This window comes from Leptolyngbya sp. AS-A5 (assembly GCF_039962495.1).
In the GTDB taxonomy this organism is placed as follows: Bacteria; Cyanobacteriota; Cyanobacteriia; order Leptolyngbyales; family Leptolyngbyaceae; genus Leptolyngbya.
The window spans coordinates 1-24,414 of the sequence record NZ_JAMPLL010000036.1 but is presented as its reverse complement, the minus strand read 5'-3'; the positions used below and the strand labels follow the sequence as shown (position 1 = coordinate 24,414).

Here is a 24,414-nt window from a genome sequence, read left to right as displayed (position 1 = left end):
CCAGCGCTACCCTTGGGAGGAACTGGGATGTCAGAGGCAACGACGATCGCGCTGTTTGGTGTGGGACGCTGGGGAGTTCATTTATTACGGAATTTCTTGCAGCACCCAAGAGCGCGAGTGGTTGCAGTGGTTGATCCTTGCGGAGTGCAGTTAGAAACTATTGCACAGCGATTTGGGCTTGATGAGCAGATCTTCTTTACGACGCAATGGCAAGATGCTTTGGAGTTAAGCGGGTTAGATGCTGTTGCGATCACCACACCTGCAACAACTCACAATCAGTTAATTACAGCAGCGCTGAAGCAAAATCTTCACGTCTTGGCAGCGAAACCCCTAACTCTAGATGTTGTGGAGTCGATTCAACTTTGTCAGCTTGCCGAATTACAACAAAAGCAGTTAGTTGTCGATCACACTTATTTATTTCATCCTGCGATCGTTCGTGGGCAGGAATTAGTACGATCGGGTAAGCTCGGCAAACTACGCTACGGCTATTCCACTCGAACCCATCTAAGTCCAGTGCGATCGGATGTCGATGCACTCTGGGATCTAGCCATTCACGATATTGCAATCTTGAATTTCTGGTTGGGAGAGAGTCCCTGTGTGGTTGAAGCGAGGGGTTCGGTTTGGCTGCAAGAGGGGTTAGCGGATACGGTTTGGGCGACTTTGATTTATCCCAGTGGGTTTGAGGCGAGACTTCACTTGGGTTGGCTGAATCCAGATAAACAACGTCGATCATGCATGGTGGGTGAAAACGGTAGTCTAATTTTCGATGAACTCGCGTCAGAGCCGCTAACCGTCCAGTGGGGCAAATTCGATTCGGAATTTAAGCCGACCGACCAAAGCCGAGAAATCCTTCAGTTTCCCAAACAAGAGCCACTTCAACAAGTTTGCGATCATTTTTTGGACTGTGTGCAGAACGATCGAGCTTCTGAGATTTCTTCAGGTTGGCTCGGTGCTGAACTCGTTCAAATCTTGGCTGCGTTATCCGAATCGATGCGACAGGGGAAAGCGATCGGGCTTGTTAAATAAAGCTCAAAAATTGCTGAAATTCAAAAAGGCGCGATATTTTGAGTACGGTAAGTTTTTGAACTTGATTTGTGACTCCAACTTTCACGCGCCGAATTCATCCCAAATCTAATTTGCCGGATTATGTGTTGTCGCTAACGGCAGAGGAGAGGACGCGATCGCGCTTTCTCTTCCAAACTGACGATGGGCGAGAAGTGTACCTAAATTTACCCAGAGGCACAACGCTACGGGATGGTGACTGGTTAGCGTCCGATGAAGGTATATTTCTCAAAATCCAAGCTAAACCCGAACCCGTTCTAACCGTTACAACTTCAGCATTATTAAATTTATTACAAGCAGCGTACCATTTAGGCAATCGTCACGTCCCACTGGAAATTACAGATACATATCTCAGACTATCACCTGATCCAGTTCTTCAAGATTTACTAGAACATCGCGGACTAGAGATCAAATCTGAAATCGTTCCATTCCAACCTGAATCTGGTGCTTATGGACACGCTCACTAATCCGGCATTACTGCGATTGTTGCAGTTAGCTAGTCCCGCTTTACCTGTGGGGGCATACAGCTATTCAGAAGGACTGGAAACTCTGATCGATCGCGGCATCATTAAAACTGTAGACGATTTAGAGCATTGGATCGTTCAAGAATTGCAGTACGGCGCGGCTCGATTAGAAGCAGCAATGTTGGCACGATCGCACCGCGCCACGATCGCCCAAAATTTTGATCAAGTTCTCTACTGGAATCAATGGTTTACCGCCGCCCGTGAAACCGAGGAATTACGATCGCAGTCTCTCCAAATGGGCGGCTCTCTGCTGCGCTTGTTTCGGTCGCTCCACTCCGATCCGCTCCCAAATTTCGAGGACGGCTGTAATTTTGCGATCGCGTTTGGTCTAGTTGTTGCACTTTGGGAGATTGATGAATCTGCCGCACTGGTTGCCTACCTTCACAGTTGGGCAGCGAATTTAGTGAGTGCAGGTGTGAAATTAATTCCACTAGGGCAAACTGCGGGGCAAAAGCTACTGCTGAAATTAGGCGAAGAGATTGGCAGGAGTACGATCGCTCAGTTAGATGATTCTGAGCTTGAGAGTTGTGGGTGGGGATTGTCGATCGCCAGCATGACCCATGAAACGCTCTACAGTCGCTTATTTCGCAGTTAAGTCACCACACAATAGATGGGTATTTTGTAAGTATTACGCTCTTAGAATATGGAGAAAGCTTAATGAGTAATTTTTACGAATTTGCTCTATTGATGACCGTCAAGCCAGATGTTTCACAAGAAACAATTGACACCCTGCAATATATGATTCGAGGACAAGAGCTAGATTTCACGTCATCACTCAATAACTCTGCGTTTTCTCAGCCTATTAGCTCAGTTGTTCAACCTTCAGGTGTGGTTATGCGCGTTGCACCAGAATGGCATGGCTTTCTTGGAGATGGACACAATGAATTTGAGAAATATATGTCAGGGAGTTTCGGAAGCGTATTTTCTGAGAGTAGATTGGCAGTTCGCCAAATCATTCATGAGGATACCTTTTTCAATGTTTGGGATGATCTGGGCAGTTGGCTTGCCTCAATCAGTGCGTCATCGGGTGTAGTCGGATTCTTTCGTAACCTTGAAGACGACTTCTTAGAAAACATAAATTTGATCTGCTTTGAGGATGGTCAAGTATTCGAATCACTTACTGAAGATGATGAAGTAATTGAGAATTTTTTACAGGCTCTTGAAGTAGTTTTGTCATCTCCGAATCCCTGAGCAGCAGAGTGTGTAGCCTTTATCTGTAATGCTGACTTGTACGTTACGATGAAGAAGCCAACGAGTTAGCGATCGCCCTCTTCACTCATCAAATACGAGAACTCGCGATCGCCAAGCAGCTCCGTCAAGCCTAATCAATGAAATCTTGAATCATGTCTAGCTTTTCAGGAGTCTTCGAAGTAATTGGGCGATTGCCATCAACCGGAAGCGTTTTCCGAACTTCAGCTTGATTGGCTGCGATCGGTCGATTGCCATCTTCATGAAGCACTTCCTTCACCTCCAAATTACTCGGAGTAATCGGTCGGTTGCCATCAATTCCCAGCGATTTGTTCGCTTCTAAGGTATCCGCAGCGATCGGACGACTGCCATCGACTTCGATTGTTCCGCGCACTTCCATCTCATCGGCAACAACCGGACGATTGCCATCGATCTGCAAAAAGGACCGTACCTCAAGATCGCTGTTGTCGATCGGGCGCTTCCCATCAATTTGAAGCACTTTGCTCTCATCTTGCTCTGCGTTTGAAAGAGTCAGATCGCTATTTTCTGAAGACTCTTGCTGTTTCGGCATCGTTAAAACTCCTGCTCTTCACTGCAATTGTTTAGTTTTAATCGCCTGCTGAGTTGTCAAACAACTGTCTAAAGTTAGTCACGATCGACGGGTTGTTCGATCGCCGGTCATAGAAAACACACCCTTCACCAATAGGAAAAATTGCTTAATCATCTGTAACCCTTCAGTGATAAGCTAACTTGTGGCAGATAGGCACAATTCGTGCATACACAATCGTTGAACCATAAGTTTTAGGGCACCGATAATGGTCACCACCGCAGAGAAAACAAACATCGGTTACATCACGCAAATCATCGGCCCAGTGCTGGACGTGCGATTCCCCAATGGCAAAATGCCCCGAATTTACAACGCCTTGAAGATTTCTGGTCAAACCGAATCCGGTCAAGACGTTGCCGTGACCTGCGAAGTGCAACAACTCTTAGGCGATAACCAAGTCCGAGCAGTGGCGATGAGTTCCACCGATGGCTTGGTGCGCGGCATGGAAGTTGCCGATACAGGCGCACCAATCAGCGTTCCTGTGGGAACCGCAACCTTGGGACGCATCTTCAACGTTTTGGGTGAACCCGTAGATAACCAAGGTCCGGTCAACAACACCGAAACTTCCCCAATTCACCGTCCCGCTCCCAAACTGACCGAACTCGAAACCAAGCCTTCCGTGTTTGAAACCGGAATTAAGGTGATCGACCTGCTGACTCCCTACCGTCGCGGTGGAAAAATTGGTTTGTTCGGCGGTGCAGGTGTAGGCAAAACCGTGATCATGATGGAGTTGATCAACAACATTGCAACTAATCACGGTGGCGTGTCGGTGTTCGCTGGTGTGGGTGAGCGCACTCGTGAAGGAAACGACCTTTACAACGAAATGATCGAATCAGGCGTAATCAAAAAGGACAACCTCAACGAGTCCAAGATTGCTCTGGTGTACGGTCAGATGAATGAACCGCCGGGAGCGCGGATGCGTGTCGGTCTGTCGGGCCTGACGATGGCAGAATACTTCCGCGATGTGAACAAGCAAGACGTATTGCTGTTCGTGGATAACATCTTCCGATTTGTGCAAGCGGGTTCTGAAGTATCGGCGCTGCTCGGTCGGATGCCTTCTGCGGTAGGATATCAGCCGACTTTGGGTACAGACGTAGGTGACTTGCAAGAGCGGATTACTTCGACGACTGAAGGTTCGATTACTTCGATTCAAGCGGTTTACGTGCCTGCGGATGACCTGACCGACCCTGCTCCGGCAACGACCTTTGCTCACTTGGATGGAACCACCGTACTTTCTCGGGGTTTGGCTTCAAAAGGAATTTATCCGGCAGTTGATCCATTGGATTCAACTTCCACGATGCTGCAACCGTCGATCGTTGGCGATGATCACTACGATACGGCTCGTGCAGTTCAATCCACGCTGCAACGCTACAAAGAACTGCAAGACATCATTGCGATTCTCGGTTTGGATGAATTGTCGGAAGACGATCGCTTAACCGTGTCGCGCGCCCGTAAGATTGAGCGCTTCTTGTCGCAGCCGTTCTTCGTGGCTGAAGTCTTCACCGGATCGCCGGGTAAGTATGTGTCGTTGGAAAAGACGATCGCAGGCTTCAAAAGAATCCTTGCCGGCGAACTCGATGATCTGCCAGAGCAAGCGTTCTACTTGGTCGGTGACATCGATGAAGCGATCGCGAAAGCTGAAAAAATGAAGGCTGAAGCCAAGTAACTCTAAAGGGTGCGGAGGATTCTGCACCCGCTCATCGTTCATTATTCATCCTAATTACTATGGCTTTAACGGTTCGTGTGATTGCGCCAGATAAAACAGTCTGGGATTCTTCGGCTGAGGAAGTGATTCTTCCTAGCACCACAGGACAACTCGGTATTTTGACGGGTCACGCTCCTTTGTTGACGGCACTGGAAACCGGCGTTCTGCGCGTCCGGGCTGACAAGAACTGGGTGCCGATCGCGGTGATGGGCGGCTTTGCAGAAATTGAAAAGAACGAAGTCACGATTCTAGTGAATGCGGCAGAGCGCGGTGAATCGATCGATCTCGATGCGGCTCGTACTGCCTACACCGAAGCAGAAGCGAAGTTTGCTCAAGCGGATCAAAGCGGTTCTAGACAAGAACAATTGCAGGCAACTCAAGCGCTGAAACGCGCTCGTGCCCGTCTTCAGGCGGCTGGTGGTCAGGTTTAGATCGCAAACTAATTTGATCGAAAGCTCAGGGGGAATCTCTGGGCTTTTTTCATGCGATCACAGACATCATAACTGGGCGCTCTTTTTGTCGAAGAGTTGATGCAATTCGATTGATTCTGCAAATCGGAACCTGTGCAAATTGTGAAATTGAGCAAGGTACTACACTGGGTAAACAACTGAATGAGTTACTCCGGCGAAAAACAGCAATCAATGCTCAACGAAGAAGCCAGAAAGTTTAGGCATTTTAGAGGTGTTGTCTAACTTGATCGATCGACAAATTGAGCGCGATCTGTTCAACACTCAATCCCATTTCTGCTAAACGAGAAATCGCCACGTACCGCGCTCGTTCTGCTGCTTGTCGCGCTCGTTCCGTTTCAACATGAGTTAAAAGTTTCGTCTCAATAAATCGTGTTTGGGTCGTAATTGATTTGGTTGGAAAAAGAAGTCATGAGATTGCCTCTCACTCAATAAGTTTTCATACGATACCGCGAAGATTAAGTGAATTGCGATCGCTCATTCAATGATCGTAGGGATCGAAATCTGTTTTTGAAATCGGAGTCGATCGATAAATTTCAAGCCATGTACAGCTTTCTTAATATCGATAATTTCCTTTGCTTGACTGTGGGGATCATCAATCACTGCATTTGAATGGATGAGGCAGTCGCTCTGATATATTTCCCTTATCACCTGTATCGATGCGACTGAATGAAATGCGATCGCATCGATTAACATTGCTGGAGATTAATTTGATGACTCGAACACATGGTTTTATTGGACGGCGATCGTTCCTGGCAGGAATGGGAGGACTCGGCATCGCCGCAGCAGCAGGAAGCAATTTAATCTGGCAGCCCGAAGAAGCGCTAGCACAAAATCCAACCAAACCTCAGATTAAACCCAAACCCCTTAGTCCTGATGCAGCATTAAAGCTTCTCCTCGAAGGTAATCAGCGATTTGTGGAGGGTAAGCGCCAAAATCCGAATCAATCTCGTTTACGTCTTCAAGAAACTGCTGTTGCCCAATATCCCTTCGCGTCGATTCTGGGTTGTGCAGATTCTAGAGTGCCTGCCGAAATCGTGTTTGATCAAGGCTTAGGTGACTTATTTGTGGTGCGAGTTGCAGGAAATGTGGCAAGTCAAACTGCGATCGGAAGTCTAGAATTTTCGACCGCTGCATTGGGATCGCAACTGATTGTGGTGGTTGGTCATAGCCGTTGTGGTGCAGTGACTGCAGCCGCAAAAGGAGATCCGTTGCCGGGTCGAATCGGCGTTTTTGTGGAAGAGATTAAGCCCGCTGTGGCTCGTGTGAGAGCGAAAACAGGGGATTTAGAGCAAAATGCAGTGATTGCGAATATCCAGTATCAAGCGCAGAAGCTGGCAGAGAGTTCGACGATTTTGAGTGGCTTGATCAAGGAAGGTAAGCTCAGAATTGTGGGTGGGCGCTATGACTTGGCAAGCGGGAAGTTCACGATCGTGACCTAAGTTGATGAAGAGTGCGATCGCGTATGATTTGCGCGATCGCACTCTTCATTTTGATGTTTGTCGCTTCTGGCTTCACAAGCCAGAAGCAGTTTACGCTATGGAAAGTCGTACTCTCTCAAATCGTTTAAGTATTTGCTGCAAATCGTCCAGCGTTTACAACAAGCGCTCATGTCGTTACTGTAAACGTTCATCCAATTACTTAAATCGCTCATGTCGTTACTGTAAACGTTCATCCGATTCCTAAAACGACTCGTGCCGTTATAGCTTTTGTTCAAGCGTTTATTGATTTTGCGCAAGTATTCTTTGAAACGTAAACAGGAAAAAGTATTTCTATGCGTGGATTTGCAGCTTACTCTTCAATAATCTCGACTAATTCTTCAACCGTGACACTTAAAACTCGCGCAATTCTAATCAGTGCCACTACATCTGCCATTGTCATTTCTTCTGATCGTGCATAAGTTTTCAATGTGCTGTAGTGAACTCCTGATCGCTCGGAAACTTCTTTAACTGTCCAATTCTTTTCTTCGATCAGTTCCCGAATCTTCAGGCGAAACAAACTCATGCTTGATAGGGAGTAAACCTAGTCCTTCAATGGAAGTTGTTCAAACTGAGGCGCGATCGCGGTTTGAACAACTCAAGCGCGATCGCCTATCTCACAGCTGAAGAATATCTGAAAGCTCTGAAGCGATTGTTACCAAAGACAAACCATCAGGTTGTTTTTGATCCAACTTTGTAAGGCGAGAAAGTGATCGCAAATTTCGCGATCACTCTTCTTAACGAAATGCAATCTTGAATTCTGCCGATCGCGCCCAAGAAGCCAGTATCGTTGGGATAGGAGACTCTCCGACTGTTTGTTTTAGATACTTTAGAAATCAACTGATGTCACAACCGACGATCGAATCAATCCTGCATGAAGACCGCCTCTTTCCCCCTTCTGCGGAATTTTCGCAACGTGCGCGGATCAAGAATTTAGAAGAATATCAAGCGCTGTACGATCGCGCCAAAGCCGATCCGCTCCAGTTCTGGTCAGAATTGGCAGAACAAGAACTTCATTGGTTTCAAAAATGGGATACGGTTCTCGATTGGAGCAATCCCCCGTTTGCGAAATGGTTTGTCAACGGCAAGATCAATCTTTCTTATAACTGTCTCGATCGACATTTAGAAACCGATCGCCGCAACAAACCCGCGATCGTTTGGGAAGGTGAACCCGGAGATTCAAAAACGCTCACCTATGCCGAACTGCATCAGGAAGTTTGTAAGTTCGCAAACGTTCTCAAAAGCTTGGGAGTCAAGAAAGGTGACGGTGTTGGCATTTATATGCCAATGATTCCTGAAGCGGCGATCGCAATGTTAGCCTGTGCCCGAATTGGTGCGCCTCACTCGGTTGTGTTTGGTGGATTTAGCGCAGAGGCATTGCGCGATCGTCTCATTGACGCAGAAGTAAAAGTTGTTGTCACCGCAGATGGCGGATGGCGAAAAGATGCGATCGTGCCTCTGAAACCGCAAGTTGATAAGGCTTTAGCAGAAGGAACTACTGCGGTAGAAAAAGTTGTAGTGGTGAAGCGAACGGGTCAGGACATCTCGATGGAGGGCGATCGCGATCTCTGGTGGCACGACCTCGAAAAAGACGCTTCCACCGATTGCCCTGCTGAACCCATGGACAGCGAAGATATGCTGTTTATTCTCTACACATCAGGCAGCACCGGAAAACCTAAAGGAGTTGTTCACACTACAGGCGGCTACAATCTCTACGCTCACATGACCGCTCAGTGGATTTTTGATCTGCAAGAAAACGATGTTTACTGGTGTACGGCTGATGTCGGCTGGATCACAGGTCATAGTTATGTCGTTTATGGGCCGCTCTCAAACGGTGCAACGACCGTGATGTACGAAGGTGCGCCTCGTGGCTCAAATCCGGGTTGCTTCTGGGATGTCATCCAAAAGCATAAAGTGTCGGTGTTCTATACCGCTCCGACTGCGATTCGCGCCTTTATCAAGATGGGCGATGAGCATCCAAAATCGCGAGACCTATCTTCACTGCGATTGCTTGGAACCGTGGGCGAACCGATCAACCCTGAAGCTTGGATGTGGTATCACAGCGTCATTGGTAAGGAGCGTTGCCCGATCGTTGATACTTGGTGGCAAACCGAAACAGGCGGCATCATGATTACGCCGCTTCCGGGTGCAATTCCGACAAAGCCCGGATCAGCAACGCTACCATTCCCCGGAATTTTGGCGGATGTGGTTGATCTCGACGGCAATTCTGTACCCGCCAACGAGGGGGGTTACTTAGCCGTGCGGCATCCCTGGCCCGGAATGATGCGAACTGTGTACAAAGATCCTGATCGCTTCCGCAAAACCTATTGGGAACACATTCCACCCAAAGACGGCAACTACATCTACTTTGCCGGAGACGGCGCACGACGGGATGAAGATGGTTACTTTTGGGTCATGGGTCGCGTCGATGACGTGATCAACGTTGCCGGACACCGTTTAGGCACGATGGAAGTTGAATCAGCGTTAGTCTCGCATCCCGCAGTTGCAGAAGCCGCAGTCGTTGGAAAGCCAGACGAAATCAAAGGTCAAGATATTGTTGCCTTTGTGACGCTCGAAGGAACGCACCGACCGAGCGAAGACCTTGCCAAAGAGCTGAAAAAGCACGTTGTAAGCGAAATCGGCGCGATCGCTCGCCCTGGTGAAATCCGCTTTGCCGATGCGCTACCGAAAACGCGATCGGGTAAAATCATGCGTCGTTTACTTCGTGATTTAGCCGCAGGAACCGAGATTTCTGGAGATACTTCAACCCTTGAAGATCGCGGTGTATTAGAGAAACTACGCGCCGAAGGTTCATAAAATATAGAGCGCGATCGCGCTCTATATTTTGACTTTCAAAAACTCATTCTGCTTAAGAATCTCATACAGATTCACATCTACCTCCAACAGACAGGTATGACCACTCTCCGGTAAAACAACCACTTCCGCATCCTGAAACGCCGCTTTGAGCCGATAACCCTCAACCAGCGAAGGCAGCAACCGATCCTTCCCGCTTGACAAAATCAGCGTGGGAGCCGTCAGCGATCGCAACTGCTCGATCGGCACTTCAAACTGACGTAACAAATCCATCCGCCAAGTCGAGGTCGCTTGCGGAACCGAACGCACCGCTTCAATTAAAGCTTGTCGATCCGTCGGTGCAATTTTCTCAAACGCCGCCAGAAGTGGCAGAAACGAAACCGAAGACCAATGATACAAAAAATGCGGCAAATGGCGACTGAGTTGAGCGCCCCAACCAATCCAAGGTCTGCGATTAAACGACGAAGCAGGATTGACAAGAATTAAGCGATCGAACAAATCCGGTGCCAAAGCTGCAACCTCCATCGCTAGGCAGCCGCCAAACGACTCACCGCACAGATAAATCTCCCGATCTGGCTCCCCTCTCACCTCCGTTTTGACTAAATCCACGACCCGCTGCGCCAAGTCCTCCCAATTCGTCAGGTCATCAGGCGGGATCGCCAAGCAACGCACATCAAACGCCACCTCTAATCCTGCCGTTTGCGCTCTTAACAATTGCCCTGTCCCATCCATCCCTGGCAGAAAAACAAACAGCGGAAACTGGGGTCGGAGCGCTTTCGGCGTGAGAAAGCAAGGAGAGCTTTGAATCATGGGAAAAAGCTTCAGATTTAAAAGTGACCTTGGTGTAACAGTGTTCTAATTTCAGTCTGGGCACGATCGACGAGTTCAATGACAGCTTTTCTGGCGTATTTGCCCTGATAATCTGTGCGTTGAGCTGACGTGATCCAGATTGGGTGTCCGATAAGTATATTTACATTCTGATATAAAACTAGCGGATGCCACCCCTCTTGGTCAAACAGCGGCTCCGAGGGATCAAAGAAGCTTAAGACTTTGAGCGGGATCGCAGAATTAATCGTTTCTCGCTGCGGTGAAATTGCTACAGGCAAAACCGCTAACTCAGAAATGGGTGCTCTAAGCGCCAAATGAGCAAACCCACGCTGAAATTCGCCCATCTGATTCGGTTCGGGAGGCTGCACCATCGGCAGAGTGCCTTCTGGAAAAACCCCTACGGCTTGCTGCGACTTCAGCAGTGCGATCGCCTGATGGAAAAAGCTGCTTTGACGATGCTTATCGCTATCTAAAGGAAAACATCCTAGCTGTGTCACCACTTCTCGCATAACGGGAACTTGCCCCATATAGTGATGGCAGGCAAATCGAATCGGACGATCGATGGCGCTCATCAACAACATCGCATCCATGACGCTGCGGTGATTGCTCACAACGATAACCGGGCTGTTTCTGGGAACACGATCGCAGTGATACGAATAGGTTCGTGTACCCATGCTCATCAGCATCATCTGGGAAATCTGAAGGGGACTCAAAGCTGGCATGAAACTTATGACACTCGCTCTATTGCAGACTGAATCTCTTTCTATTTATGAATAGATTGACCGGAACTAACCATTGCCTTTAGACGCAAATAACATAACTAGAGTGAAAAATTATTCTTATTGTAGGTCGTCTCTGACGGTAGACAGAAAAAAGCACCCCTAAATCAAGAGGTGCAACTAACGGGAATTTTGAATTAGATCCGTTAACGGGAATTTTGAATTAGATCCGTGTCGCCTTCCGCGAGAACGTTACTCTTCGAGTTGTGCTTGAGTCCGGCGCTTCAGCAATAAAGCACCGCCTGCAGCCATCAAGCCCAGCACTGCTGTCGGCTCAGGCACTTTCCGCACATCGCCATCATCGGCAATGTGGAAAGAGTGGTTATCCGACTCAAAGCCACCACCACCAGTTTGCGTAATCACAATGCGGTTAAAGAGGTCATTTTTGCCCTCTGAGTAGAAGTGGAGGTAGCCGTTGCCTTCACCTCCATGCTGTTCTGCTTTCACAGGAGCCACAGGGTTCACGTCTTCGGTCGAGAAAGACTTGATCAACTGATCGCCCATGAAGAACGAAAAGACGTTTCCAGGGCTAATTGCGCCCCAGTTCATCCCGAAGTAGTTCAAGGTTTTCTCTAACTTGATCGTCACGCTATCGCCCTGAAATACAGCTAGGTAGCTGCCCTGGTTGACTTCTCCATTTGGACCTGCGGGTGCCCAGACATCCTGACGAACGCTGCTCGTACCGCTGTTGTTTTGGAAACTGTATTTTGCAAATCCTGTAGTGGGTACAGAACCGGAATTGAAGTCAATCGTGGTGGTGCCTTTTTTGTTCCAGAAGTCGGAGTAAGCACCTTGATTGGTGACACCGTTCGGACCAGCTACACCAGAAGTGATGTTGAACGTAATGGCTTGAGCGGAACCTGCATGGCTAAGCGCTGCGATCGCAGAAACCGCCATGGCTGAAACAAAGCTCTTAATTAATGTCATACCGTTGTCTTGCAGACTAACTTTATATCTCACATTATTCGTTCTCCACAGTGGAGAAGCTTTGCGAAAATGTACTGAAATTTTGAGCAGTATCCTACTGGTTTTCTATATGAGCTATGCATTAAATTTGGCAAAGGGAATCCGTAATTTCCACTAGATTAAGGATTGTTGTCGAGAAGAGCTCCCTAAATTTACAGAGTAGCTTGTTGCTAGTGTGTCTACTTCATCGCAGCTTGTTGTTTAGGGTCGTAGCCTCACGGAACTGAAGCACTAGCGCTGACCGTTCACATACAAAAATTCAAGCAATCTTCTAGAGGTCCAGATTTCGGGGAAGTTACTGAGGCCATCTCACAAATTGGTAGAATCGGGAGCTTGAAGCCTCTTAAATGACAACAGACGGTAAGATTTAAGGTTTAATGACGCTTCTGACACAGCGTTGCTGGTTAGAATTAGAGACGTGCTTCACTTTAAGAGCGATCGTTCTCAAAATCCAGTTAAGCCCCTACCCGGATTGATTCAGTTAATTAGAAGGGGTTATTTTCACACTCTTTATGACTTTACCTCCAGAAAAGCTTACTTTTGCTCTCACAACACCGCTTTATTATGTCAATGATTTGCCCCACATTGGCAGCGCCTATCCGACGATCGCGGCAGATGCGATCGCCCGATTTCAACGATTGCAGGGGAAACCGGTTCGATTTGTCACTGGAAGCGATGAGCATGGACAGAAAATTCAGCGGACTGCCGAAAGTTTGGGGCGCAAGCCGCAAGAACACTGTGACTTGATCGTGGAAGGCTTTAAGCGGCTGTGGACAAAGCTTGATATCCAATACGATCGCTTTATTCGCACCACCGATGAGCGGCATCATGAGATCGTCAAGGAGTTCTTCCAACGAGTGTGGGAAAACGGTGATATCTATCTCAGTCAGCAGCAAGGTTGGTATTGCGTTTCCTGCGAGGAATTTAAAGAGGAGCGTGAGTTATTAGAAGACCGTCGCTGCTCAATTCACACCAATAAGGAAGTAGAATGGCGCGACGAGGAAAACTACTTCTTCCGCCTGTCTCACTATCAAGAAAAACTCGAAAGACTCTACGCAGAACATCCAGAATTTATCCAGCCCGAAATTCGCCGGAATGAAGTGCTGAGTTTTGTCGGTCAAGGGTTAAGAGATTTTTCGGTTTCGCGAGTAAATTTCGACTGGGGATTTCCGGTTCCCGTCGATCCAAAACATACGATTTATGTTTGGTTTGATGCGCTCCTTGGATATATCACAGCATTGCTCGAACCGGATCAAGAACCGACGTTAGAGAATGCAAGTTCTAAGTGGTATCCGTTTGATCTTCACATTATTGGAAAAGATATTCTCAGGTTTCACGCCGTTTATTTTCCCGCAATGTTAATGTCAGCCGGATTGCCCTTGCCAAAGATGGTATTTGGACATGGGTTCCTTGTGCGTGATGGCGTGAAGATGGGTAAAAGTAGCGGCAACGCGATCGATCCAGTCGCCTTAGTTGAACGATATGGAGCCGATGCGTTTCGATACTATTTCCTTAAAGGCATCGAATTCGGGCGGGATGGCGTGTTTGAAGAAGGGCGCTTCGTCGATATGTGCAACGCCGATCTTGCCGATGGATTTGGTAACTTGCTGAATCGTAGTTTGGGCTTGATTCACAAAAATAGTGGTGGAGTGGTTCCGGAGGTCGAAATTTCAGTCGATCATCCGCTGAGGGCGATCGCTGGAGGACTAGGAGAACGGGTGGCAAAAGCTTATGACTCTCTAGCGTTTAATGTCGCTTGTGAAGAAGTTTTAACGCTGGTTCGATTGGGTAACAAATATATCAATGAACAGGCTCCCTGGTCGCTTTACAAATCAGGGAAAAAGCAAGAGGCAGAAGAAGTTCTCTATGCAGTCTTGGAGTCGGTGCGCTTGGCGGCGTATCTTTTAGCACCGATTATTCCTCGCACTAGCACGTTGGTTTATCAACAATTAGGTTTTAATGTTGACTTTAATGACGCTAACTTAATTGATATGTCAATTACTTTCCCCGATCAGTCAAAATGGGGAATACTTCGTGCTAAACAAGCACTTCAAAAACCTCAACCTGTTTTTCAAAAACTCGAACTTCCGGTCGAAAGTTCACCCTAAGTGCGTGATGAATGTTCGCTCTTTATTTTCGTTCAAAACTTCTCATAAAAAATCTGAGGATAGCAACTGTGTTGAACCATATTAATCACGAGGCAGAGACAGTATTTTCGCCAGAGCAAGTGCTCGAAAATCGCGGACGAGTTGCCATTTTTATAGATGGCTCAAACCTGTTTTATGCTGCATTACAACTCGGCATCGAAATCGATTACACGAAGCTCTTGGTACGGCTTACTTCTGGTTCAAGATTGCTGCGATCGTTCTTCTATACCGGGGTCGATCGCACCAACGAAAAACAGCAGGGATTTCTTCTGTGGATGCGGCGCAATGGATATCGCGTGATTTCTAAAGACTTGGTGCAGCTGCCTGATGGCTCGAAAAAAGCGAATCTCGATGTTGAAATTGCGGTCGATATGATGTCGCTGGTGGGGTCTTACGACACGGCGGTTTTGGTTAGCGGTGACGGAGATCTCGCGTATGCGGTGAATGCAGTCAGCTACCGTGGGGTACGGGTTGAGGTCGTGAGTTTACGATCGATGACCAGCGATAGCTTGATTAATGTTGCCGATCGCTATATCGATCTGGACAACATCAAAGAAGACATCCAGAAAACGCCCCGGAGTTATACGTATCGTCCGTTAACCAGTATCGGTTTAATGGATGAACACGATGATGAGCATTCGCCTTAAAGTAAAGAAGTTGGGAGCAATATCGGGATAAATTTCGTCGTTTGTCCCGGTAGCTCCCTGGTTCTTTTGGTTTGAGGAATTTTATTTTGCGTCGTTCAATCTTCTTGAATCTAGCTCTCATTGCGCTGCTCATCGGCGCAAGTGGTTGTGGCGATCGCAATCGCACGGCTGAAAAGTTGGCAACAGACACACAAGGCGCACAGAAGTTTGATAGCAACCTGACGTTTAATAATGTGACGCTAGAACAAGCCAACGACAAAGGGCAGCTTTGGTGGCGCGTGAAGGCGAAGCAGGCGGTCTACGCCAAAGATCAGAAGAACGCAACGGTGCAAGAGCCGAAAGGGGAGCTATTCCAGGACGGTAAGCCCATCTTTAAGCTCGAAGCGCAGCGTAGCGAGATTCAGCAAGACGGAAAATCAATTATTCTCAAAGGGCAAATTACTGCCGTTGATATTCGCGATGGATCGGTTCTCAAAGGTAATGAGATGGAATGGCGACCGACCGAAGATGTATTAATTATTCGCAACGGATTCAACGCAGACCATGAGCAGGTTCAACTGGCAGCTAAAGAAGGTCGGTTCCTGACTCGCGCTCGACGAGTAGACGTAACCGGGCAAATTGTCGCACAGGCGAAAGACCCAACGCTACAACTGCGAGGAGAGCGATTAACCTGGCTGATCCAAGCGCAGAAATTAAGCAGCGATCGACCGATTCAAGTCGATCGCTATGAAAACAAGCAGGTGACCGATCGTGGCGGTGCTGACCAAACTGAGGTCGATCTGAAGTCTAAAATTGTCAATCTTCGTCAGAATGCGCGGATTGCCCTACGAAGCTCAAATACGCAAGTCAGCAGCAATGCCCTGAGTTGGAATGTTGATCAAAAAACGCTGTCTGCGAGCGAACCCGTGATGATCGTGAACTCTGCTCAACAGGTGACGCTGACCGCAGATCAGGGCGAAATGCTGCTGGATCAGCAAATTGCAAACCTCAGTGGCAACGTGCGGGGCGTTGGGGAAAGGAATCAATCGCGATTGAGCGCCGATCGTGTGAAGTGGTTCTTGGCGACACAGCAGTTTGAAGCAAACGGCAATGTGAACTATCAGCAGAGCAATCCGCCCTTTAGTATTGCAGGCCCGCAAGCCTCTGGAAAGTTAGATACTCAACAGGTCGCGGTGAACGGCGGACAGCAAGGGGGACGAGTGGAAATCCAGATTACACCGCAAGGGTTAGGACGGTAAAATCGCATCAGTTTCTTTTATTGACGCAATTTCATTAGTTCTTGGGGCGAAGCGTTCAGTTTAATCCGCGTGAACATCAATTGATCATTTGAGTCGAGCGTAAAGTACCAAGTGACATTTACGCCGAACATGGGCATCTGAACTCTTCCCGTAATTTGAAATTCGATCGTATTTTGGTCGGTGGTATGAGACGTTCCAGCTTGCGGCAGAGCAGTTAATCCAGGGGCTTCTTTTTGCAGGTAAGCCGTGATCGCTTCTCGCCCAATGATCGGTTGCTCAAACGGAGGTTGCATTGCACCTTCGATCGCAAACAACTGACTGGTTGCCTCAAATTCTCCAGCATTTAGCGTCTCAAAATATCGCAAAATTATTGGGTGTGAAATGCCTTCAATTTCGATCGATTGCGTTTGCATGGGTTGATCTCACTCGCTCCGACCAAGCTACTGGATTATTAGAATAGAAGTCCTGCTTCTGCGGATGGAATTTTGATGTCACGAACGGAAGAAATTAAGCAAAAAGCGATCGAGCTTGGGTTTCACAAAGTCGGCATTGCCTCGGTGGACAATTCGGCTCAAATCAGTGCAGTTCAAGCATTGCAGAAATGGCTTGATCGTGGCTTTCAAGCAGACATGGCATGGATGGAAAATCCGAAGCGTCAAAATATTCGGGAATTGGTGCCAGGAGCGCGATCGATTATTGCTGTGGCGCTGAACTATTACACTCCGCAGCAGCGACCAGAGGGAAAAGAATATGCAAAAATTTCCCGTTATGGTTGGGGACGTGATTACCATCGGATTTTGCATAAGAAATTGAAGGCATTTTCGACTTGGCTAGAGCGTGACGGTACACAGGCACGTTATTTTGCAGACACAGCTCCAGTACAAGATAAGTTTTGGGCGCAACAAGCAGGACTCGGTTGGATCGCGAAAAACGGCAACGTGATCACTCGCGAATATGGTTCTTGGGTGTTTCTCGGTGGCATTGTCACCAATTTAGAGTTAGAGATCAATCAACCTTACACGCAGCATTGCGGAACCTGTACCCGCTGCATTGATGCTTGTCCAACGGATGCAATCACAGAACCATTTGTAATCGATGCAAATCGGTGTATTGCGTACCATACGATCGAGAATCGCGCCGAAACGCTCCCAGAGATTAATCTCAAGGGTTGGGTGGCAGGATGTGATATTTGTCAGGATGTTTGCCCATGGAATCAACGATTTGCCCAAGAAACCGATGTCCAAGATTTTCAGCCGCGATCGTGGAACGTTGCACCCACCCTGCAAGAACTAGCTGAGATTTCGGAAGAGGAGTACGATCGACGCTTTACTGGCTCAGCTTTGAGACGCATTAAAATTCAGATGTTGCAGCGAAATGCGAGAGCAAACTTAATCAATTTTGAGCGTTAGACGGTAGCACAAATCAGAGTTTGAGATCTACCGTCTGCGATCGTGTTTCTACTTAGTTCGATTCTGCTAATACTGCTTGCAATCGACTGCGAAACTCACCCTTCGGATGCCCGCCTTTGACCTCGCCCAGAATCTTGAAATCCTCTTCTGGTGCATCACAAACGATGTAGGTGGGCCACCCCATTTCAGCTTTATCGGGGTACTGAGCCAGCAAAATTTTGCGGTACTTCCGGTAGGTTGCTGTATCTTGCATTTTCACATCTACAAATTGCAAGCCCAACTCCTCAACCACTTTTTGGTCGTAGAACGACATCTTGTGGCAAATTCCACAATCTTCCGACGAAAACTTAATTACTGCACGAGCCATACTCAAATCATTTTTGGAATACCGTTCCAGCGTAAAAGATCTTGAGGTCGATCGCGCCGATTTCGTAAAACTCCGTTAACTGGAATTCTGCGATAATAGTGTTAATAAATATTGCAGCGAGTCAGTCTTATGTTTCTTCGTCGAATTCCTCTCGGTGCGTTATGTCTGGGTGGAGGAACCATTATTACGATCGTCGGATTTGCCGCGTATGTGCTAAACTATGCCGCCCTCAACATGATCGGGTTCTTCTATGGAATTCCTCTACTCTTAGGTGGTGTTGCACTTAAAATCACTGAATTGCGCCCTGTGCCGCTCAGTGTGCCCACAACCCCCGAAGTAGAAGCCCTGAAAGCGACTCAAGCAACTCCTACCCAAAAACAAGTCTTCGACGATGTAACGCGCTTCCGCTACGGACAAGAAGCCCATCTTGATAGTGCGCTCAAATTCTTGGGGCTCAGCCCAAGCGACGACGATCGCCCCACCCTCGTCGGTCTGCGCGAGGAGAATCGAGACGGCGTTTATGCAATGGTGCTAGAATTCGACTCCCCGTTTATCTCGCTTGAAACCTGGCAAAAAAAAGTTGAGAAGATGACTACATTTTTTGGTCCAGGGGTTCGAGTCGAAGTGGCGCAACCGGAAGAAGAACGAGTTGATCTTACGATCGTTGCTACCCCCAGCGTCACTGCCGCCGTTTAACGACTAAAAAAAGCCGTCCAACTTTGGACGGCTTTCAATCATTAAAATTCGACTTAAGCCGAAACTTCTGCAACTGAATAAACGCTGACCTTCTGACGGTCTTTACCCACGCGCTCGAACTTCACTTCACCTTCAATCAGCGCAAACAGCGTATCATCACTGCCGCGTCCGACATTGTTTCCAGGATGAAACTTGGTGCCGCGTTGACGCACCAAGATGTTTCCTGCTTTGACAACTTGACCACCGAAGCGCTTCACGCCCAAACGCTGAGCATTAGAATCGCGTCCGTTGCGGGTACTACCTGTTCCCTTCTTATGAGCCATAATTCCCTCTGAAATGGTGTTCTCGAATCTCTAGATTAACCGTTTGCTTGTTCTTTAGTTGCGATCGCGCTGCCGCCCAAGCTAATTGAATCAATCATAATCCGGGTCAATTCTTGACGATGACCGCGTTTTTTGCGGGTTTTCTTTTTCGGTTGCATCTTGTAGACGATTACCTTGCGTCCGCGCAGATGACGCATCACCGTTGCTTGAACGATCGCACCTTCCACAACGGGCGCACCGATGGTGATGTCGCCTTCGTTATTAACAAACAGAACGCGATCAATGTCGATCTGCGAGTCTACGTCTCCCACAAGGCGATTCACATCATAAAAGCGACTCGGTTCGACCCGAATTTGCTGCCCTGCGATCTCGATAATTGCGTAAGCCATGAGTTTTTCCTGAGTAGTCGCCGTACAGGTCGCGATTTTTTAAGAATCGCAGTTGACAAATACCTGATCCGAGCATGAATTGTAAGCCAGTTATCTAGTATGCAAAATGTAAAGCGATCGTGTCAAGTCACATTTTCTGCGGGCGCAAGATACACTGAAAGTAAGGTGAACATTTGAGATACCTATGGCAGAAATCGTCCGGCAGAGTGAGCTACTGAATCAGACTGTCCTTGATCGCGCTTCGATGCAGGAAGTAGGACAGGTAGAGGTACTGTGGATGTACCCGAAAGTGAATCGGGTGTTGGGATTTATCTGCAAATCGGGCTGGCTTGGCAAGAAAAAAACGGCGTTTAACTTGGATCAGCTAGAAGCGATCGGGAGCGATGGCGTTTTGGTGAATTCGCCGCCTGTCGAAACAGATGTCGAGAAGGTGAAACAGCTTGAATCGCTTGTCAATTGCGAAGTGTGGACGGATGCAGGCGATCAAGTGGGTAAGGTTGTCGATTATCTGTTTAATCTAGAAACGGGTGAAATTGAGCATTACTTATATGTTTCCGACGGTTGGGGAGGCATTGTGGGAAGCGTTTACCTTCTGCCACCAAACTATATTTTGAGATACGGCAGTCGGCGGGTGATGGTTCCCAAGGAATCGGTCGAATCGTTTGCGGTGTATCGGGGTGGAGTGCAGGAAAAATTCTCAAAAGTTAAGGATTTGTTTAGTGAGGAGAAGGGTCAGGTGACGCAAGAAGTGCGATCGCTTGCCGAACTCGCTCGCGAAAAAGCTCGCCGATTAAAGGAAAAGGCGCGATCGTTCACCGAACAAGCCTACGAATTTGTCGAAGATATTGCGCTTGATGAAACAGAGCCTTATGCTGCTCCGGCTTCTGAGCCTGCACCTTGGGACGATTGGGAAGACGAACCCGCTAAGCCAAAATCGCAGGAACTCAAAACGCCTGTCGAACCGAAACGATCGCCGAAATCCCCAACTGCTGATGCTTGGGATGACGACGACTGGATGTGAAGATTATGAATTCAAAATAGTATTTCTCCGGATGGCAGGTCTTTCTCTGTCGTAGTGAATTTGAAGTGCTGACATGAGCGACTCAATTTCAAACGATAGAGAAAAACTATGCAACGAAAATGGATTACGTTTTTGGGACTGTTGCTGAGTAGTGTATTGCTCATTATTGTGAGTCAGCAGCCTGCCTTGTCGATCGCTCCTCCTGCGGCAACAGTGACCAAAACGGCAGCGGAAATGGGCAAATTGATCGGACGTAAACCAGCACGCCCGATTCTGATTACAGATAAGAAGTCTGCCCCTTCTATCTTTGCCCAAAGTATTAAGGATGCGGCTGGACATGGAGCAGTGACGATCGCTGCAACCAAAGAAGGCGGCAAATGGCGGGAGCAAGACGAAGGCGAGACGATGGATACCTGCTGGATCGTCTGGCTGTCCTCTTATGCTAACGATGCACAAGATAGATCCCTGCTGGCTCACGAAATTTATCACTGTTTTCAAAACGAGCTGCTTGGCGTGAACCAGTTACCGGGCTGGTTCATTGAAGGAGCGGCAATGTGGGCAGGTGAAGAATACGCAGGCGGAACCAAGATGAGCAGTCCGATGTGGAAGGACTACTTAAGCGACGAAAAATCACTTTTTGATCGCGGCTACGATGCGATCGGCTTTTATGCCCATCTGAAAAATAGCGGGGTTGATGTTTGGAAGCGGCTCGACTCGATTATGAAAACTGCCTCAAAGGATTCGGATGGCCTGTTCAATCAGTTCGTCAAATCTGCTGGAGATTCTTTTCTGACAACCTGGGCATCTGGACTCGCTCGGAAATCTGAGGCGGGAGCGGATTGGAATACCATAGGGCCGGGAATTACTGCGGATAAACGATCAAGTAAGGTGACCACCGTTTCTCCCAGTTCGCCACTGTCCCGCGAAATCACACGCGGAACTCAAGCCCTGTACGAGATTAACGTTCCTAGCGGAAAGATCATTCAGTTCGATATCAAAGGATATGGAGCCTTGCGCTGGACGGGTGGCAGTAGCGACATTCTGAAATTTAGCCAGGTATTTAATAAGCGCTACTGTGTGGGAGAAACCTGTCGCTGTGAAAATGGAAATTCTCCCTCCGGTGTAGAGTCGGCTCCGTCAAATCAAGTTCTGCTAGCGGCGACGGGTACTACACGATCGACCAAGGTTGATGTGACGGCTGAAGACAATTCTTGTAAAGAGAAGAAGCCCAATAGCGGCAGCGGAAATAGCGGCGGAAGCTCAGGCAACACGGGATCTAACTCGCCGAATAGCGGCAACACAAAAACCGGGGCAAGCTATGGTGATCCGCATTTGATCACCTTTGATGGGTTCCGCTACAGCTTCCAAACAATCGGTGAATTTCTGCTGAGCCAATCTCAGGATCAGAAGTTTGTCGTTCAAACGCGGCAAGCTCAAGTTCCGGGGCAAGAATTGACGCTGAACCGTGCGGTTGCCCTGAAGGTCGGCAACGATCGCATTGGATTCTACATCGCTAAAGACTCAGCCCCGATTGTGCGCGTCAATGGAGAAATGAACACCAGCGATCGCCGCTCTTTTGCCGATGGCTCAATGCAGAAACGCGGCGGTCAAGAATATGTAGTGCAGTGGAATAGCGGAGAACAAGCCACAATTCGACTGATTGAAGTTGCAAAAATGACGTTTCTCAATGTCACGCTCAATGTTCCAAATCGATCGAATCGGTACACTGGATTACTAGGAAACTTAGACGGCAATGCAGCAAACGACTTGCGAACCCGCTCAGGCAAAGTCATTCCAACAAAATCGAGCTATGGACAATTCACTAGTGCGCTGAGTAATCTGCTACTCACGCCTATTCCTTTGTCAAGTATCGAAACGGCGTTTCTCGATCAGCTTCATCGTGAATTTGGTGACAGTTGGCGGGTTCAGCAAAGCGAGTCGCTGTTCGATTATGAAGCGGGACAATCGACGGAAACGGTTAGCGATCGGCGTTTTCCCCGCCGCTATCTGACATTAGGCTCATTGATGCCTGCTCAACTGCGATCGGCAGAAACCGTTTGCCGCAATGCGGGAGTCGAAGCGAATTTGCTAGAAGGCTGCATTTTTGATGTGGGACTGACGAATCAGCCTGGATTTGCTCAAGCCGCAGCAAATGCGTTAGTACAAGGAGTGATTGATCGGGCGGTCGATCGCGTCATCGATCAAGTCCAAGAAAAAATTCCGGTGAAGCTTCCAGTGCAGATTCGCTTCCCTTGGTAAAGAAAACCGTGCACTCGACAAGACCGATTGAGTGCACGGTTTTCTTTAAATTGCGTCAATATTAACGGTTTCGATCGCGGGTGTCGTCTTCGCAACGGTTGATCGCTGACGAGACACTAACTCTGTTTCGGTGCGCTGTTTATTAGCGCGATACTTTTCTGCGATTTTTTGACCCGTCAAGAAATTGCTGCTTTCGCGAGTTGCGTCTCCGGTCAGGCGATCGAACTGTCGCACATCTTGACCAATCAGCACCAGACGTTTCGACGCTTTATCAATCCAGAAGCGGTGCAAAGTCTGTGTTCCATCGCGAGAGCCGCGTAGCTGATCGACTAAAAGCACACCGTTCTCAATTTTGATTTGAATCGATTCCAACATGCCGCCGCAGTTTGAACACAGCAATAGACGTGGAGCCATGCCGATACGCTGCCATTGACCGTTCGGCTGTCGCTGCAAAACGAGCAGCATCCGGGCACGATCGCCTCCCGAATTCGCCGTTTGAATCAATCTCAAAACCGTATCCGCTCTGCGATCGCCATTGAGGTCGCCCTCAACTTTGCCTTCAATTTGCCATCCTTTCGGCACTAGGGCTTGGACACTGGTTCCGTTTGAGGGAAACCCGACCGGACTAATTTGCCTAGAAGATTGAGCAATTGCAGGCGCAACCGGAGCGATCGCAAACATCGCCATTACTAGAGTCGAAATTGCACGTTTCATACAGGAATGATTGAACTACCGGGCTTCAGTAGTATAAGCTTCAAGCCCGATAATTCTTACTGCGGAAATTACGAGTTTGAAAGCTCGAATCAACCGTCGCTCGATCGAGCGATTAGCTTAACCGCCGTACTGCCAACCTGTGCTTTCGAGCAGGAGCGGTTCACCTTCGCGATGCACTCCAGCCGCGATTACTTCACCCACAAACACCGTATGATCCCCATGATCCACGGTTCCGACGACTCGGCATTCCACATAGCCAAGCGCCTCGGAGATAATTGGGCATCCGGTTTCGCCTAAGTAGAACTCTACATCCTCGAATTTATTACCGACTCGACGCTGCGGCTTAAAAAATTTCTGCGCGAGGTCTTTCTGTCCAGCTTCTAGAAAGCTCAGTGCAAATACGCCACTGTTGCGAAGCATTTGGTTGGAGCCAGAATCGCTTTTAACGCAGTTCACGACGATCGGTGGCTTGAACGATCCCTGCATCACCCAACTTGCAGTAAAGCCGTTTACATTTTCTCCATCTTTGACACCGCAGATATACAACCCATGCGGAATCTTCAGCAACATTGCTTTTTTTGCCTGTTCGTCGAGCATTGCAGGTTTCCTTAAATTTGTACCGATTAACTTCTCAAGATTAACAAGCGCGATCGCAAAACAAAACCGACTTCTCTAGGGCGTATCTGCAAACTATAGAGCGACCCCAAATCTAGGGTGCATCTTCGAGCGGTACTGGGCACTCTAGCGTCTGGAAACAGATGGAATGAGCAACCATGGCACAGCATC

The 24,414-nt window shown here is 48.2% G+C and carries 26 protein-coding genes; 15 read left to right on the top strand and 11 right to left on the bottom strand.

What is annotated here, in order from left to right; genetic code table 11:
- Positions 1 to 27 precede the first annotated feature (27 nt).
- From NC980_RS22890 to NC980_RS22875, 4 genes are all read left to right on the top strand, one after another.
- The gene (locus tag NC980_RS22890) at positions 28 to 1,026 is read left to right on the top strand and encodes a Gfo/Idh/MocA family oxidoreductase (RefSeq protein ID WP_190377588.1); all 999 of its coding nucleotides are present in this window, start codon (positions 28 to 30) and stop codon (positions 1,024 to 1,026) included.
- A gap of 68 nt (positions 1,027 to 1,094) precedes the next feature.
- A complete protein-coding gene (ureE, locus tag NC980_RS22885) occupies positions 1,095 to 1,529 on the top strand; it encodes an urease accessory protein UreE (protein WP_190377587.1) in 435 nt (144 codons plus the stop codon).
- The gene (locus NC980_RS22880) at positions 1,513 to 2,181 is read left to right on the top strand and encodes an urease accessory protein UreF (RefSeq protein WP_190377586.1); all 669 of its coding nucleotides are present in this window, start codon (positions 1,513 to 1,515) and stop codon (positions 2,179 to 2,181) included. The genes ureE and NC980_RS22880 overlap by 17 nt, the downstream gene beginning before the upstream one ends.
- Before the next feature lie 62 nt (positions 2,182 to 2,243).
- Positions 2,244 to 2,777, top strand: coding sequence for a hypothetical protein (locus NC980_RS22875; protein ID WP_190377585.1), 534 nt, complete (start codon positions 2,244 to 2,246; stop codon positions 2,775 to 2,777).
- A gap of 130 nt (positions 2,778 to 2,907) precedes the next feature.
- On the opposite strand, the gene NC980_RS22870 is transcribed toward NC980_RS22875, so the two are convergent.
- The gene (locus NC980_RS22870; protein ID WP_242027039.1) at positions 2,908 to 3,345 is read right to left on the bottom strand and encodes a hypothetical protein; all 438 of its coding nucleotides are present in this window, start codon (positions 3,343 to 3,345) and stop codon (positions 2,908 to 2,910) included.
- 244 nt (positions 3,346 to 3,589) lie between these two features.
- Here NC980_RS22870 and atpD point away from each other — a divergent pair, with 244 nt between their 5' ends.
- From atpD to NC980_RS22855, 3 genes are all read left to right on the top strand, one after another.
- Positions 3,590 to 5,047 (top strand): F0F1 ATP synthase subunit beta, encoded by a 1,458-nt coding sequence (gene atpD, locus NC980_RS22865; protein WP_190377584.1) that lies wholly within the window; start codon positions 3,590 to 3,592, stop codon positions 5,045 to 5,047.
- A gap of 59 nt (positions 5,048 to 5,106) precedes the next feature.
- Entirely contained in the window at positions 5,107 to 5,517 is a 411-nt protein-coding gene (gene atpC / locus NC980_RS22860; RefSeq protein WP_190377583.1) for an ATP synthase F1 subunit epsilon, read from the top strand.
- A gap of 749 nt (positions 5,518 to 6,266) precedes the next feature.
- Positions 6,267 to 6,995, top strand: coding sequence for a carbonic anhydrase (locus NC980_RS22855; RefSeq protein WP_190377600.1), 729 nt, complete (start codon positions 6,267 to 6,269; stop codon positions 6,993 to 6,995).
- Positions 6,996 to 7,344: 349 nt separating this feature from the next.
- On the opposite strand, the gene NC980_RS22850 is transcribed toward NC980_RS22855, so the two are convergent.
- Complete coding sequence (locus NC980_RS22850) at positions 7,345 to 7,557, bottom strand: helix-turn-helix transcriptional regulator (RefSeq protein ID WP_190377582.1); 213 nt, start codon at positions 7,555 to 7,557, stop codon at positions 7,345 to 7,347.
- A 317-nt stretch (positions 7,558 to 7,874) separates the two neighbouring features.
- Between NC980_RS22850 and acs the strand changes: the two genes are divergently transcribed.
- The gene (acs, locus tag NC980_RS22845; protein ID WP_190377581.1) at positions 7,875 to 9,848 is read left to right on the top strand and encodes an acetate--CoA ligase; all 1,974 of its coding nucleotides are present in this window, start codon (positions 7,875 to 7,877) and stop codon (positions 9,846 to 9,848) included.
- A gap of 21 nt (positions 9,849 to 9,869) precedes the next feature.
- On the opposite strand, the gene NC980_RS22840 is transcribed toward acs, so the two are convergent.
- The 3 genes from NC980_RS22840 to NC980_RS22830 all read right to left on the bottom strand — a co-directional run bounded on the left by NC980_RS22840 (position 9,870) and on the right by NC980_RS22830 (position 12,412).
- The gene (locus NC980_RS22840; protein ID WP_190377580.1) at positions 9,870 to 10,655 is read right to left on the bottom strand and encodes an alpha/beta hydrolase; all 786 of its coding nucleotides are present in this window, start codon (positions 10,653 to 10,655) and stop codon (positions 9,870 to 9,872) included.
- Positions 10,656 to 10,672: 17 nt separating this feature from the next.
- A complete protein-coding gene (locus NC980_RS22835) occupies positions 10,673 to 11,395 on the bottom strand; it encodes a 1-acyl-sn-glycerol-3-phosphate acyltransferase (protein WP_190377579.1) in 723 nt (240 codons plus the stop codon).
- A gap of 249 nt (positions 11,396 to 11,644) precedes the next feature.
- Entirely contained in the window at positions 11,645 to 12,412 is a 768-nt protein-coding gene (locus NC980_RS22830) for a PEP-CTERM sorting domain-containing protein (protein WP_347272620.1), read from the bottom strand.
- Between the two features lie 518 nt (positions 12,413 to 12,930).
- Here NC980_RS22830 and metG point away from each other — a divergent pair.
- The 3 genes from metG to lptC all read left to right on the top strand — a co-directional run bounded on the left by metG (position 12,931) and on the right by lptC (position 16,450).
- Positions 12,931 to 14,526, top strand: a complete 1,596-nt coding sequence (gene metG, locus NC980_RS22825; RefSeq protein ID WP_190377578.1) for a methionine--tRNA ligase — start codon at positions 12,931 to 12,933, stop codon at positions 14,524 to 14,526.
- A gap of 68 nt (positions 14,527 to 14,594) precedes the next feature.
- Positions 14,595 to 15,212 carry an NYN domain-containing protein gene (locus NC980_RS22820; RefSeq protein ID WP_190377577.1) on the top strand — a complete coding sequence of 206 codons (618 nt, stop codon included), beginning with the start codon at positions 14,595 to 14,597 and terminating at the stop codon, positions 15,210 to 15,212.
- A gap of 86 nt (positions 15,213 to 15,298) precedes the next feature.
- A complete protein-coding gene (gene lptC, locus NC980_RS22815; RefSeq protein ID WP_190377576.1) occupies positions 15,299 to 16,450 on the top strand; it encodes an LPS export ABC transporter periplasmic protein LptC in 1,152 nt (383 codons plus the stop codon).
- Between the two features lie 17 nt (positions 16,451 to 16,467).
- On the opposite strand, the gene NC980_RS22810 is transcribed toward lptC, so the two are convergent.
- Positions 16,468 to 16,863, bottom strand: coding sequence for a ketosteroid isomerase family protein (locus NC980_RS22810; protein WP_190377575.1), 396 nt, complete (start codon positions 16,861 to 16,863; stop codon positions 16,468 to 16,470).
- Between the two features lie 75 nt (positions 16,864 to 16,938).
- On the opposite strand from NC980_RS22810, the gene queG reads away from it, so the two are divergent.
- On the top strand, positions 16,939 to 17,859 hold the full coding sequence (gene queG / locus NC980_RS22805; protein WP_190377574.1) for a tRNA epoxyqueuosine(34) reductase QueG: 921 nt from the start codon (positions 16,939 to 16,941) through the stop codon (positions 17,857 to 17,859).
- 52 nt (positions 17,860 to 17,911) lie between these two features.
- On the opposite strand, the gene NC980_RS22800 is transcribed toward queG, so the two are convergent.
- On the bottom strand, positions 17,912 to 18,226 hold the full coding sequence (locus NC980_RS22800) for a thioredoxin family protein (RefSeq protein ID WP_190377573.1): 315 nt from the start codon (positions 18,224 to 18,226) through the stop codon (positions 17,912 to 17,914).
- Positions 18,227 to 18,355: 129 nt separating this feature from the next.
- On the opposite strand from NC980_RS22800, the gene NC980_RS22795 reads away from it, so the two are divergent.
- On the top strand, positions 18,356 to 18,922 hold the full coding sequence (locus tag NC980_RS22795; protein ID WP_190377572.1) for a DUF2854 domain-containing protein: 567 nt from the start codon (positions 18,356 to 18,358) through the stop codon (positions 18,920 to 18,922).
- A 53-nt stretch (positions 18,923 to 18,975) separates the two neighbouring features.
- Here the strand turns inward: NC980_RS22795 and rpmA are convergent, their stop codons facing one another.
- Both rpmA and rplU read right to left on the bottom strand, forming a co-directional pair.
- Positions 18,976 to 19,245 (bottom strand): 50S ribosomal protein L27, encoded by a 270-nt coding sequence (rpmA, locus tag NC980_RS22790; protein WP_190377571.1) that lies wholly within the window; start codon positions 19,243 to 19,245, stop codon positions 18,976 to 18,978.
- Between the two features lie 35 nt (positions 19,246 to 19,280).
- On the bottom strand, positions 19,281 to 19,634 hold the full coding sequence (gene rplU / locus NC980_RS22785; RefSeq protein WP_190377570.1) for a 50S ribosomal protein L21: 354 nt from the start codon (positions 19,632 to 19,634) through the stop codon (positions 19,281 to 19,283).
- Positions 19,635 to 19,818: 184 nt separating this feature from the next.
- Here rplU and NC980_RS22780 point away from each other — a divergent pair, with 184 nt between their 5' ends.
- Together NC980_RS22780 and NC980_RS22775 are read left to right on the top strand one after the other, a co-directional pair.
- On the top strand, positions 19,819 to 20,655 hold the full coding sequence (locus NC980_RS22780) for a PRC-barrel domain-containing protein (protein ID WP_190377569.1): 837 nt from the start codon (positions 19,819 to 19,821) through the stop codon (positions 20,653 to 20,655).
- 108 nt (positions 20,656 to 20,763) lie between these two features.
- Positions 20,764 to 22,914, top strand: coding sequence for a VWD domain-containing protein (locus NC980_RS22775; RefSeq protein WP_190377568.1), 2,151 nt, complete (start codon positions 20,764 to 20,766; stop codon positions 22,912 to 22,914).
- A 45-nt stretch (positions 22,915 to 22,959) separates the two neighbouring features.
- On the opposite strand, the gene NC980_RS22770 is transcribed toward NC980_RS22775, so the two are convergent.
- Together NC980_RS22770 and NC980_RS22765 are read right to left on the bottom strand one after the other, a co-directional pair.
- Positions 22,960 to 23,628 (bottom strand): hypothetical protein, encoded by a 669-nt coding sequence (locus NC980_RS22770; protein WP_190377567.1) that lies wholly within the window; start codon positions 23,626 to 23,628, stop codon positions 22,960 to 22,962.
- A 117-nt stretch (positions 23,629 to 23,745) separates the two neighbouring features.
- A complete protein-coding gene (locus NC980_RS22765) occupies positions 23,746 to 24,225 on the bottom strand; it encodes a flavin reductase family protein (RefSeq protein ID WP_190377566.1) in 480 nt (159 codons plus the stop codon).
- Positions 24,226 to 24,414 lie beyond the last annotated feature (189 nt).